At 61.7% G+C, this 12,337-nt stretch carries 10 protein-coding genes; 7 read left to right on the forward strand and 3 right to left on the reverse strand.

Annotated features, from left to right (window positions below):
* Positions 1-421: 421 nt before the first annotated feature.
* A complete protein-coding gene (locus tag F6X24_RS16825; protein ID WP_151089109.1) occupies positions 422-2,476 on the forward strand; it encodes an alpha/beta hydrolase family protein in 2,055 nt (684 codons plus the stop codon).
* A 208-nt stretch (positions 2,477-2,684) separates the two neighbouring features.
* Positions 2,685-3,038, forward strand: coding sequence for a hypothetical protein (locus tag F6X24_RS16830; protein ID WP_151089110.1), 354 nt, complete (start codon positions 2,685-2,687; stop codon positions 3,036-3,038).
* A gap of 29 nt (positions 3,039-3,067) precedes the next feature.
* Here F6X24_RS16830 and F6X24_RS16835 read toward each other — a convergent pair whose 3' ends face one another.
* Together F6X24_RS16835 and F6X24_RS16840 are read right to left on the reverse strand one after the other, a co-directional pair.
* The gene (locus F6X24_RS16835) at positions 3,068-4,459 is read right to left on the reverse strand and encodes a cytochrome P450 (RefSeq protein WP_191906367.1); all 1,392 of its coding nucleotides are present in this window, start codon (positions 4,457-4,459) and stop codon (positions 3,068-3,070) included.
* 105 nt (positions 4,460-4,564) lie between these two features.
* Entirely contained in the window at positions 4,565-5,125 is a 561-nt protein-coding gene (locus tag F6X24_RS16840) for a hypothetical protein (RefSeq protein WP_151089112.1), read from the reverse strand.
* 154 nt (positions 5,126-5,279) lie between these two features.
* Between F6X24_RS16840 and F6X24_RS16845 the strand changes: the two genes are divergently transcribed.
* From F6X24_RS16845 to F6X24_RS16865, 5 genes are all read left to right on the forward strand, one after another.
* Complete coding sequence (locus F6X24_RS16845) at positions 5,280-5,570, forward strand: ATP-dependent Clp protease adaptor ClpS (protein ID WP_151089113.1); 291 nt, start codon at positions 5,280-5,282, stop codon at positions 5,568-5,570.
* 112 nt (positions 5,571-5,682) lie between these two features.
* Entirely contained in the window at positions 5,683-6,297 is a 615-nt protein-coding gene (gene recR / locus F6X24_RS16850; protein WP_151089114.1) for a recombination mediator RecR, read from the forward strand.
* Between the two features lie 79 nt (positions 6,298-6,376).
* Positions 6,377-8,350: a glycosyltransferase family 2 protein gene (locus F6X24_RS16855; RefSeq protein WP_229725190.1), complete on the forward strand. Its 1,974-nt coding sequence runs from the start codon at positions 6,377-6,379 to the stop codon at positions 8,348-8,350.
* Positions 8,351-8,474: 124 nt separating this feature from the next.
* Positions 8,475-9,716, forward strand: coding sequence for a pyridoxal phosphate-dependent aminotransferase (locus F6X24_RS16860; protein ID WP_151089115.1), 1,242 nt, complete (start codon positions 8,475-8,477; stop codon positions 9,714-9,716).
* 110 nt (positions 9,717-9,826) lie between these two features.
* On the forward strand, positions 9,827-11,740 hold the full coding sequence (locus F6X24_RS16865; RefSeq protein ID WP_151089116.1) for an ABC-F family ATP-binding cassette domain-containing protein: 1,914 nt from the start codon (positions 9,827-9,829) through the stop codon (positions 11,738-11,740).
* A 148-nt stretch (positions 11,741-11,888) separates the two neighbouring features.
* Here F6X24_RS16865 and F6X24_RS16870 read toward each other — a convergent pair whose 3' ends face one another.
* Complete coding sequence (locus F6X24_RS16870; RefSeq protein ID WP_151089117.1) at positions 11,889-12,266, reverse strand: hypothetical protein; 378 nt, start codon at positions 12,264-12,266, stop codon at positions 11,889-11,891.
* Positions 12,267-12,337: the final 71 nt, after the last annotated feature.

Below are 12,337 nucleotides of genomic sequence, written 5' to 3' on the forward strand. Positions count from 1 at the left end.
AAAGGCAGATTGCCCTTAATTAGCCAATAGCGCACTACTTGGCTAACCAGGGGCAAAGGTCCGGCTTGATTCAATGCGGCGGTATCGCATAATGATGCTAGTGCGCCCAGGCGCCTGGTGAGTGTAGACCGAAACAGGGTTTATTGAGGAAACTGACCCCAGAACCCCAAAAACCGGCTGTTTTCCCTCGGCGCGTATTCGTTACGACAATTATTCAAGGGCCAGCTTCAGGCGCTAAGGCTGCCAGGTATGGGAATGCACCTATTGAAAGGAAGCCTAGCGTGCAAATATTTTATAATTTATATATTATAATTTTAAATATGTTAACCAATCCGGCAACAGCATAATACTGGCGCGCACGGGGCCAGCTTTTGAGGTAGTGAAGTCGCGAATCAGACCAAAAGCCGTTAGTTTGTGCATTATGCTGCATAAGTTGCTACTGCCCCTACTGGCTCTGCTGGCCCTGCGAGCCGCCGCCCAAACCCCCATCCCCAACGTCATCGACTGGAAAGCGCCGGCCACGCTGCCCACCTACCTCTTGCAGCAGCTGCACCAGCAATACGCCCCGCGCCGGGCGGCGCTCGACCAGGCGCTGACCTCGGCGGCGGGCGCGCAGGCCTACCGCGACTCGGCGCGGGCGCGCTTCCGGCGGGTGCTGGGGCCGCTGCCGGCCCGCACGCCGCTGCGGGCGCGGGTAGCGGGCACGGTAGCGCAGCGCGGGTTTAATATAGAAAATATACTATATGAAAGCACCCCGCATCACCACGTCACGGCCAACCTCTACCTGCCCGCCGGACAGGGCCGCAAACCGGCGGTGCTGCTGTTTTGCGGGCACGAGAATACCAGCAAGGCCACGCCCTCTTACCAGCAAACGGCGCGGCTCTTCGCCCGCAACGGCTTTGTGGTGCTCGTCATTGACCCGGTTTCGCAGGGCGAAAGAATGCAACTGACCGATGCGGCCGGTAAGTCGCTCACGCGCGGCGGCACCACCGAGCACACGCTGCTCAATGCGGAGGCCAACCTGCTGGGCCGCACCCTGCCCGCCGCCGAGCTCTGGGACAACGTGCGCGGCCTCGACTACCTGCTGACCCGCCCGGAGGTAGATGCCGGCCGCGTGGGCTGCCTCGGCAACTCGGGCGGGGCCACCCAAACCGCCTATTTTATGGGCTATGACGACCGCGTGCAGGTAGCGGCGCTGTGCAGCTACGTAGCCGCCGGCGAGCGCAACCTCACCGCCACCGGTCCGGCCGATGGCTGCGTGATGCTGCCGGGTGCCGGCGCGGCCGGCCTCGACGTGGCCGACTGGCCCATTATGTTCGCGCCCAAGCCGGTGCTGCTGCTCACGGGCCGCTACGACTTCGTGGACCAGACCGAGATGGAAGCGGCTTTTGCCGACATGCGCCGCGCTTATACAGCTTTGGGTGCCGCTGAAAAAACCGACCTCTTCACCTACGACGATGGCCACGGCATCTCGGCCCCGAAGCGGGCGGCGGCGGTGGCCTGGTTTCGGCGCTGGCTGCACGTAAGCGGGCCGCTGGTGCCCGAAGACGCCTCGCCAGTCCTGCCCGAAGGAACGTTGCGCTGCACCGCTACCGGGCAGGTCAACACCAGCTTTAAAGACGAAGAAACCCTGCCGGCTACTTACCTGGCCGAAGCACGGGCATTGGCGGCCAGCCGACCCAGCTACTCGCCTGATGCCCTGGCCAAAGCGGTTCACCGGGAGCTGGGCATCAGCAACCAAAGAGGCGTCACTACCAGCATCGACCAGCGCGATACCCTACAGCTGCCCGGTGGCCAGAACTGGCAAAACCTGGTGCTGCGCCGCACCGGCGAGCCACCGCTGCCCGCCCGGCTCCTGCTGCCCGCCGGCCCGGCTCCTACGGCCCGCCTCGTGCTCTGGCTACCCGACCGGGGCATGGCCGCTACCCTGCGCGACAGCGCCGCCCGCCTGGCCGCCTACCAGCGCCAGGGCACGGCCGTGCTGCTGGCCGACCTACGCGGCCTGGGCGAAACCACTGACCCGGCCGCCTTCAACGACCCCAAGTTTTACAACCAAGAATACCGCGATGCGCTGCTGGCGCTGCTCACCGGCCGGCCACTGCTGGCGCAGCGCGTGATGGATGTAAGTATTCTTCTCTCCTTTATTCGCAACGACAGCCGGCTGGGGCAGCTGCCCATTCTGCTGCGGGCCGATGGCCGGGCGACCCTGGTGGCGCTGCACGCGGCGCTGTTAAGCTCTCGCGTGGCGAAGGAGCCGGCTACGTTAGCCACTGACCAGCCGGGCACCAGCCCGGCCAGCGCATTCGGCCCCCAAATCGAGCAGGTGCAGGTGAGCGGCGGGCCGCCTTCGTTCCGGTATTTTCTCGAAAACCCCACCGCCAAGGACGCTTATTCGGAGGTGCTCCCCGGCGTGCTGCGCTACTACGATGTACCCGACCTGCGCCGGGCGCTGGGCAGCCGATTATTACTTAGGTAATCTACCCAGAAAAAAAAGTGTTTAACGAAGATTTCAGAGGCTTCACAGGGTAAAATGGTCGATTGAGAGATTTGTAGCGGCCACTGGGCTAGTTGGGTTGGTGGCAGGGTAGTCGGCACGCAATCTTTGGTAAAGTCAACCGCTTTGCTGGTCCTGCCAAGACCAGTATAGCCTGACGGCTGCTACTTCACTCTATCCTTTTTTGCTTATGAAAGCACTATTTACCACCAGCTTCCTTATTGCGCTGGGCCTGAGCCTGCATCCGGCGCTGGCTTCCTCCCACGACCCCGAGCGCCCTACTCCCAGCGTGGGCATAGTAGAAGGCGGCGGCATTGGCGCCCGCCCCCTGGTACGCTACCTGGCAGCTACGCTGCGGCTTTCCAAAGCCCAGACTACTGCCGTGCAGCACGCCGTGCAGAGCCACCAGCTCCAGACCCGCTCGCTACAGCAGCTAGCCCTGTGCCTGGAGCAAGTGTTAACGCCAGCCGAGTACGAGCGTTATCTGCAATTGCAGGACGACGCGGCCACCTACAAAAGCCTACGCGTGCTGGCCCTGCGCTAGCAGCAGGCACGCTGGCTTCTTTACCGGGCTCATGCGGCTGTTTCGCGCCGCTCAAAGCGCAGGGGCAATTTGCCGCTGGGCCGCAGCGTAATAAGCGGAGCCAGGCCCGGTACCTCGGGGCCGGCCGGCACCACGCGGTAGCGCCGCAGCGTTTGAATGAGGACGAGCTGCAGCTCGGTGAGGGCAAACTGATTGCCCACGCACAGGCGCGGCCCGCCGCCGAAGGGCAGGTAGCCATAGGTGGGCAGCGGTGGCTGCGCCCCGGCCGCAAAGCGCTCGGGCCGGAATGCCTCGGCCTCGGGCCACAGCGCCGGGTGGTGGTGCAGGCCGTAGAGGTAAAGCGAAAACAGTGTCCCTTTGGCAATGGGCTGGCCCTGAAACTCGTCGTCTTCGGCCGCCTCGCGCGACATTATCCAGGCTGGCGGGTAGAGGCGCATGGCTTCCTGCACCACTTGCAGGGCGTAGGGCAGGCGGGCCAGGTCGGCAAACTCGGGGCTTTGCCCGGCCGGCAGCGCCGCCTCAATCTCCGCCACCAGCCGGGCCTGAATTTCGGGGTGGCGAGCCAGCAGGTAAAACGCCCAGGCCAGGGCATTGGCCGAGGTTTCGTGGCCGGCCACCAGCAGGATGTTCAGCTCGTCGAGCAGCTGGTTTTCGGTCATGCCCTCACCGGTGTCTTCGTAGCGGGCTTCCAGCAGCATTTGCAGCAGGTCGTCGGGCGGGGGTGTACCGGGGGCCGCGGCGGCCTGCGCCGCCTGGTGCTGCCGAATGGCCCCGCGCACCAGCTCGCGCAGGTGCGTAGCCAGCTGGTCGTGGCGCTCATAATTGCCGCGCAGCCAATGCCAGGGCCGCAGGTAAGGCTGCCGCAGGGTATTCACATAAAAAGCCTGAATGGCGGTGAGCCAGTCGTTGAGCTTTGCCAGCTGGCTTTCGTCGAGGCTGCTGCCAAATACCGAGCGGGCAATAATGCGGAAAGCTACCCGCGTAGTGGCGGCGTGCGTGTCCAGTTCTACGCCTGCTGCCAGGCTCGTTTGCACGTCCAGCTCGGCTACCCACTCGTCGGCCACGGCGCGCATGAGGCGTGTGAGGCCGGCCAGGCGCTGCCGGTGAAAGCCGGGCTGCACCAGCCGCCGCTGGCGCAGCCAGTCGGCCCCCTCGTTGGTGAGCAGGCCCCGGCCCAGGTAGCGCACCAGCCCGTGCGTGAGGTCGGACTTATGATAGCGCCGGTGGTTTTTCTGCACGATGTGCTGAATCAGGGCCGGGTCGCGGGTCACCACCGTGGGCCGCACGCCGCCCATGTACAGGCGCACCGTGTCGCCGTAGCGCGCCAGCAGCTCGGTAAGGGCCCCAATCGGGTTGCGGGCCGCTTTCAGCGAGTTGCGCAGCGTGAGCAGGCGCGGCACCTGCGGCCAGGATGTTTTCAACTGGTAATGGGTAGTAAGTAGTGAGTACTGAGTAGTAAACAATGGCAATGTCGTTCAGCAGAGCAGAATGATAGTGTTCGCCTTACTCAAATTACCCATTACCAATTATCCATTGGGCAATACCAGCTCCCGGGGCAGCTCAAATTTCAGCTCGCGGCTCTTGCTGCGGCCGTGCAGCTGGGTCAGAAAATCATCCAGCTCGCTCTTATATTCCAGCCACAAATCCTCGTGCAGGTGCTTCACCACCAGCTGGGTGAGGCGCATCGCCAGCCGCGCCGTGCCCACAAAAAAGCCCTGGTACACGCTGTCGAACTGCCCGGTGTAGTTGTCGAATATTAGCCGGAGTGCATATACGCTCAGGTCGATTTCAAGCTGCTTGCTTTTGGTGATGCGCCGGGCGCGGGCCGCTTCCTGCACGGCCCCGCGCAGGGCTTTCACCAGGCTGCGGTTGAGCAGCCGGCCCGTCACAGCCACGTTGAACAGCTCGTGGATGCGGTCGGCACTGGCTTCGTACACGCTTTCGAGCGTTACATCGGGCAGCAGCTCGTAGCTGAAGGTATCGTAGAGCTCGGTGTCGCGGCGCACGGCTCGCAAAATGAGCGACTCCTTTTCCTTTTCGGAAAGGCGGGCGACGGCTTTTTTAAAATCGGCGGAAGGAACGGGCATAGGGCTAAGCAGGCACGGCGCGCACGGGCCGCCTGTTTCTTCGCTAAAAGTAGCGGCCAAACGCTGGTATGAGCTTATTATTCCGAACGAAATGGCGGCCTGCGGAGTTATCAGGCGGCCCCTTTCTTCGCCGGGGCTGCCGTATTTTTGTGCCATGGCTTTCCCCGCTACCCGCCCGCAGATTGATTACGAAGACGATGTACTGCTGCTCGAAGAAGAGCAGGAGCTGCGCACGCTCGTGGTGTACAACGACGACGTGAACACGTTCGACCACGTTATCCAGACGCTCATCGATGTGTGCGGCCACGAGCCCGAGCAGGCCGAGCAATGCACCCTGCTTATTCATTATAAGGGCAAGTGCGCGGTCAAAAACGGCACCTTCGACGAGCTGGCCCCGCGCTGCTCGGCCATCCACGACCGGGGCATCTCGGCCGATATCGTTTAGAATGCGGAAATATGTTGAATGTGGAAATGTAGAAATGGGCAGGGTCGCTTCATGCCTTTCCCCTCATTCATTTTCACATCTTTTGCATTCATACATTCCGCACATTTAAAAAATGGATTTTCCTTCCAAACTTATTGAAAACGCGGTAGTAGAGCTGTCGCGCCTGCCCGGCATCGGCAAAAAAACGGCTCTGCGCCTGGCTTTGCACCTGCTGAAGGCCGAAAGCGATACCACGGCCAACCTGGCCGAGGCGCTGGCCAAAATGCGCTTCGATATCACGTACTGCCGCACCTGCCACAGTATTTCGGACAGCGAAGAGTGTACTATCTGCGCCAACCAGCTGCGCGACCACGCCCAGGTGTGCGTGGTGGCCGACGTGCGCGACGTTATCGCCATCGAAAACACGGGCCAGTACAAGGGCGTGTATCATGTGCTGGGCGGCGTTATCTCGCCCATCGAGGGTATCGGCCCGGCCGATTTGCAGGTCGATTCGCTGGTGGCCCGCGCGGCGGCCGAAGACTCGGAAATCCGGGAGATTATCCTGGCCATCTCGCCCACCATGGAGGGCGACACCACGGCTTTCTACCTTTCGCGCCGCCTGCGCGACTTCGAAAATATTCACCTCAGTACCATTGCCCGCGGCATTCCGATGGGCGGCGAGCTGGAATATGCCGATGAGATTACCCTGGGCCGCTCGATAGTAGAGCGCCAGCGCCAGGCGCGGTAGCCCGCCGAAAAGAAAGCTGCTCTTCCCAGCGGCCGGCCATCGCAGCGGAAGCTCCGCGTTACTTTAACTTCGCCCTCCCGTGGTGAAGCTGTCCGTCGTCATTGTTAATTACAATGTCTGCTACTTTCTGGAGCAGACGCTGCTTTCGGTGCGCACGGCCGTAGCGGCGCTGGGCCAGCCAGCCGAGGTGTTTGTGGTCGATAATAATTCGGCTGACAGCTCGGTGGCGATGGTGCGTGCGCGCTTTCCCGAAGTCATTTTGCTTGCCAACCAGGATAATCCGGGTTTTTCGAAAGCCAACAACCAGGCCCTGCGGCTGGCTACCGGCCAGTACCAGCTGCTGCTCAACCCCGACACGCTGGTAGAGGAAGACACCTTTCGGCGCTGCTGCGACTTTATGGATGCGCACCCGCGCTGCGGCGGCCTGGGCGTGCAGATGCTCGATGGCCAGGGCCGGTTTTTGCCCGAAAGCAAGCGCGGGCTGCCCACGCCGGCCGTGGCGTTTTATAAGATTTTCGGGCTGGCGAGCCTTTTTCCGAAGTCGCGCACGTTTGGGCGCTACCACCTGGGCTTTCTGGCTAAAGACCAGGCCCACGAGATTGAGGTGCTGAGCGGGGCATTTATGCTGCTGCGCAAAACCGCGCTCGACCAGGTAGGGCTGCTCGACGAAGACTATTTTATGTACGGCGAGGACATTGACCTCTCGTATCGCCTCACGCGGGGCGGCTGGCAAAACTGGTACTTTCCGGGCGCCCGCATTCTGCACTACAAGGGCGAAAGCACCAAGCGCACGAGCGTTAACTACGTGTTTGTGTTTTACCGGGCCATGGTCATTTTTGCCCAAAAGCACTTTGCCCCGAACCGGGCCGGCCTGTTTTCGGCGCTGATTAACAGCGCCATCTGGCTGCGGGCAGGCGCGGCCGTGGCGCAGCGCCTGGCCACGGCCGCCGCCCCGGTACTGCTCGACACGGGCTTGCTCTACGCGGGCATGTATGCCCTCAAAGTATACTGGGAAACCAACCAGAAGTACGTGCGCATGCCCTACCCGCCGCAGTACATGCTGGTGGCGGTGCCGCTCTACATTGCCGTGTGGCTGACTACCACCTGGCTAAGCGGGGGCTACGACCAGCCGGCCCGCACCAGCCGCGTGGTGCGGGGCCTGGCCGTAGGCACAGTGCTGATTTCAGCGGCCACCAATTTTTTTGATAACTGGCGCTTTTCCAAGGCGCTTATCGTGCTGGGCGGCGTGTGGGCAGCCGCTGCCCTCATTGCCCGGCGGCTGTTTAGCCACTGGCTGCGCCACGGCAACCTGCGCCTGAGCGAAGGCCGGGCAAAAACCGTGGCTATCGTTGGCTCAGCTTCCGAAAGCCAGCGCGTGCGCCAGCTGCTCGGCGCTGCGCAGGTACCTGCCAAAATTATCGGCTACCTCACGCCCGTGCCGCTACCCGCCGCGCTGCCTGTGCCCCCCGACCACCTGGGTACGGTGGCCGAGCTGCCGGCCCTGCTGCGGCTCTATGGCCTTACGGAGCTTATTTTTTGCGGCCAGGACCTGCCCGCCAGCCAGATTATCGACCTCATGGCCCGCCTGCCAGCCGAGCCGGTTGTGACGTATAAGATTCTGCCGGCCGGCAGCCAGTACATTATCGGCAGCAGCGATAAGGATGCGCCCGGCGACTACTACGCCCTCGACCGCTCGTGGCAGCTGAGCCAGCCGGCCCAGCGCCGCAACAAGCGCCTGCTCGACTTGGTCGCCTCCCTCACGATACTAGCTGCCAGCCCTTTACTGGCCTGGGGGCAGTTCCGGCCGGGCGGCCTGCTGCGCAATGTCTGGCTAGTGCTGCGGGGCCGGCGTAGCTGGGTAGGACTACGCTACCTGCCCGAAGCCGGCTCCCATCCCGCCGTGCTCTCGCCCGCCGACACCGCCGCTGCCGAGACACTGCTTTCTGAGGCTACCCGCTGCCGCCTGGAGCTGCTTTATGCGCAGGATTATGAGCCCAGCCTCGACCTGGGCATATTGGCCCGGGGCTGGCGCCGACTCGGCGGCTCGTCATAACAAACAAATGGTAGCCGGGCAGAGCGATTCTGGCTTTTTTGTGACAAAAGACCCGGCAAGCTGAGGCTTACCCCACATTTTCAATACTTTTGCGACTCGCTCCTTTAACTTATCGAATAAGTCTATGACCCCTAGTGCTTCTGCGGCTACTGCCCCGGCCGACCCAAGTGCCTATTTCGCCGACCGCATTCTTCAGATTCAGGAGTCGGCTACCATCGCCATGGCCAAGAAAAGCCGCGAGCTGGCTGCGCAGGGCGTCGATGTGATTAACCTGAGCTTCGGCGAGCCCGATTTTCAGACGCCGCAGTACATAAAGGATGCGGCCAAGAAGGCGATTGACGACGGCTACACGTTTTATACGCCGGTACCCGGCTACCTCGACCTGCGCCAGGCTATTTGCGATAAACTCTTGCGCGACAACGAGTTGACCTACCAGCCCAGCCAGATTGTAGTGAGCACCGGAGCCAAGCAGGCGCTCAGCAATATCATCATGACGCTGATAAACCCTGGCGATGAGGTCATTATTTTCTCGCCCTATTGGGTAAGCTACGCCGCTCAGGTGGAGCTGGCCGAGGGCGTGGCCGTGCCCATTATGGGTAGCCTGCACAACGACTACAAGGTGACGGCTGCTGAGTTTGCCGCGGCCATCACGCCGCGCACCAAGGCTGTCATGTACTCCTCGCCCTGCAACCCAACCGGGGCCGTGTTCAGCCGCCAGGAATTAGGGGCCATTGCCGATGTGCTGGCGCAGCACCCCGGCATCTTTGCCATTGCCGATGAGATTTATGAATATATAAATTTTACCAATGAGCACGTAAGCCTGGCCCAGTTTGCACAGGTGAAAGACCAGGTAATCACCATCAATGGCTTCTCGAAGGGCTACGCCATGACGGGCTGGCGCCTGGGCTACCTGGCTGCGCACCCGGCCGTGGCTGCCGCCTGCGAAAAGCTCCAAAGCCAGGTTACTTCCGGTACCTGCTCCATCGCGCAGCGCGCCGGCCTGGCGGCCCTGCAAGGCGGCCGCGCCTCGGCCGATGAGATGGTGCGGGCCTACCGCCGCCGCCGTGACCTGGTGCTGGAACTGGTAAAAGACATTCCGGGCCTCGTCACGCCCACGCCCGACGGCGCATTTTATATCTTCCCCGATGTGACGGCTTTCTTCGGACGCACCGCGCCCGATGGCAGTGTTATTACTAATTCGTCGGACCTGACGCTCTACCTGCTGCGCGACGCGCACGTGGCCGCCGTGAGCGGTGACTCATTTGGCGCCCCGGATTGCGTTCGATTCAGCACCGCCGCCGCCGATGCTAAGCTGACGGAGGCCTTTGCGCGCATTAAGAAAAGCCTGGCCGGCTTAAGGTACTAAAGTCAACCGGTTGTCCTTGCCTGGCACGCTCGCAAGGGCAACCGCTTTTAGGCTTCTTACCGCCCAGCAAATTTCCGCGCCGCGCCCCGGCCGTACCTTTGCGGGTACTTATGAATTTGCTATCTGCCGAGAATATCTCGAAGAACTACGCCGACCGCTGGCTGTTTCAAAACCTGAACTTTGGGCTGCAGCAAGGGCAGCGCATCGCCTTTGTGGGCATCAACGGCACGGGCAAAACCACCCTTATGCGCGTGCTGGCGGGCCTCGAAAACCCCGATACCGGCCTGGTAACGCGCCGCCAGGGCATCCGGGTGACCTACCTGGGCCAGCAGCCGGTATTCGACGAAAGCCTGAGCGTGGAGGAAACCATCTTCGCCAGCCAGAACGATACGCTGCGGGCGGTGAAGGACTACGAGCACGTCGTCAACGACCCCAACCACGACCCCGACGACCTGCAGCGCGTGATGGAGCGCATGGATAACCTCAACGCCTGGGACTATGAGTCGCAGGTGCAGCAGATTTTGGGCAAGCTGGGCATCCTGGGCGAGCTGCTGACGCGCAACGTGAGCAAGCTCTCGGGCGGGCAGCGCAAGCGCGTGGCGCTGGCCCGCGTGCTCATCGAAGAGCCCGACGTGCTGCTGCTCGACGAGCCCACCAACCACCTCGACCTGGCTACCATCGAATGGCTCGAAAATCGCCTCAACTCGCCCAGCCTCACGCTGTTGATGGTGACCCACGACCGCTACTTCCTGGATAAAGTAGCCAACGAGATTGTGGAGCTCGACAAGGGAACCATGTACCGCTACCAGGGCAACTACGCCTACTTTGTGGAGAAAAAAGCCGAGCGCGAGCTGCGTGAGGCCACCGAGGTAGAAAAGGCCCGCAACCTCTTCCGCAAGGAATTGGAGTGGATGCGCCGCATGCCCCAGGCGCGCGGCACCAAGCAGAAGGCCCGCATCGACGCCTTCTACATTACCAAGGAAAAAGCCAGCACCAACCTCAGCAAGCAACAGCTGGAGCTGAGCGTGAAAACCACCCGACAGGGCGGCAAAATTATTGAGGCCGAACATCTTAACAAGAAATTCGGCGATAAGGTGGTGCTGGATGATTTCAGCTACGTGTTTAAGAAAAAGGACCGCATTGGCCTGGTGGGACCGAACGGGGCCGGAAAATCTACTTTATTGAATATGTTGACGGGCAAGCTTCAGCCCGACAGCGGCACCGTAGACGTGGGCCAGACCACCGTATTTGGCTACTACACCCAGACCGAGCTGGAGTTTGACCCCTCACAGCGCGTGATTGACATCGTGAAGGAAGTGGCCGAAGTAGTGGAGCTGGCCAACGGCGATGTGCTCACGGCCAGCCAGTTTCTGACGCTGTTTCTTTTTCCGCCGGCCCAGCAGTACACGCTGGTAAGCAAGCTGAGCGGGGGTGAGAAGCGCCGCCTGCAGCTGCTGCGCGTGCTGGTGAAAAACCCCAACTTCCTCATTCTCGACGAGCCTACCAACGACCTCGACCTGAGCACGCTCAACATCCTGGAAGACTTTCTGCTCAACTTCTCGGGCTGCCTGCTCATCGTGAGCCACGACCGCTACTTCCTCGATAACCTGGCCGAGCACCTGTTTGTGCTGGAGCCGGGCGGGGCCGTGCTCAACTTTCCCGGCAACTACACCGACTACCGCGACTACCTGGCCGAGCGCGAAACCGAGGCTGCCCTCGAAGCCGAGGAAAAAGCCGCCAAGGCCGCCCGCGCCGCCGCTAAAACAGCGCCCGCTGCCCCGGCACCGGTACCAGTTGCCGGGCCTGCTAAGCGCCGCGCCTCCTTCGCCGAGAAAAAGGAGTTTGAGCAACTAGAGAAGGATATTGCCTCTTTGGAGAAAGAAAAGGAGCTGCTAGTAGCCAACCTGGCCACCGGCCAGGGCTCGCGCCAGGAGTTGATTGACTGGCCGGCCCGCTTACAGGCGGTTGATAAAGAGCTGGATAAAAAAGGGGAGCGCTGGCTGGAGCTGAGCGACTTTGTGTAGTGCGCTGCACTACACAAAGAAGTGCGTCATACCGGGCCCCGCGCAGCAGCTCGCTCACGTCATTGGGTTAGTTATCCAACGATTCGGGCGGCTGCGCGGAGCTCAGCATGACACTCTTTCGCATTGCCAGGCTTTCACCAACAGGCAGTTACGCCTTCCAAAGCTCGTGCTCCTGACCTTTGCTGGTGGTGAGGATGAAGCGGGGCGGATTGGCGCGCAGCACGAGGCGCACGCGGCCGGGGTACTTTTCAGAGTCTATCCACACCCCATCTTCCTTCTGAGGCTTGTCGGTGGCGGGCAGGTACGCAGTGGGCAGCAGCACGTCGGTATCCGACTTCAGGTCGAGGTGGACTTTTTCGAGCGCGGCTTCGAGGTCGGGGCCAAAGTCATCGTTAAAATCGTCTTCGAGGTCGTGCAGCGACTCTTCCACGTCGTCGTAGCGGGCGTCGTCGTAGGTGAGCGTGTGAAGCTCGGCTTTCTTCTCAATCAGGGCCATCAGGGCGGCGTTCAGGTCGGCGGCGTTCATCGGGGCAGGCAGGGGAAAGACACGTAAGAAGAAGATAGGGTACAAATTTGCGCATGAAACGGCAATCGGCC

This window comes from Hymenobacter baengnokdamensis, assembly GCF_008728635.1.
GTDB classification, from domain to species: domain Bacteria; phylum Bacteroidota; class Bacteroidia; order Cytophagales; family Hymenobacteraceae; genus Hymenobacter; species Hymenobacter baengnokdamensis.

Excerpts from the sequence above, each read along its gene's own strand:
- F6X24_RS16825 (WP_151089109.1), top strand. The coding sequence starts at position 422 with ATGCTGCATAAGTTGCTACTGCCCCTACTGGCTCTGCTGGCCCTGCGA.
- F6X24_RS16830 (WP_151089110.1), top strand. The coding sequence starts at position 2,685 with ATGAAAGCACTATTTACCACCAGCTTCCTTATTGCGCTGGGCCTGAGC.
- F6X24_RS16840 (WP_151089112.1), bottom strand. The coding sequence starts at position 5,125 with ATGCCCGTTCCTTCCGCCGATTTTAAAAAAGCCGTCGCCCGCCTTTCC.
- F6X24_RS16845 (WP_151089113.1), top strand. The coding sequence starts at position 5,280 with ATGGCTTTCCCCGCTACCCGCCCGCAGATTGATTACGAAGACGATGTA.
- recR (WP_151089114.1), top strand. The coding sequence starts at position 5,683 with ATGGATTTTCCTTCCAAACTTATTGAAAACGCGGTAGTAGAGCTGTCG.
- F6X24_RS16860 (WP_151089115.1), top strand. The coding sequence starts at position 8,475 with ATGACCCCTAGTGCTTCTGCGGCTACTGCCCCGGCCGACCCAAGTGCC.
- F6X24_RS16865 (WP_151089116.1), top strand. The coding sequence starts at position 9,827 with ATGAATTTGCTATCTGCCGAGAATATCTCGAAGAACTACGCCGACCGC.
- F6X24_RS16870 (WP_151089117.1), bottom strand. The coding sequence starts at position 12,266 with ATGAACGCCGCCGACCTGAACGCCGCCCTGATGGCCCTGATTGAGAAG.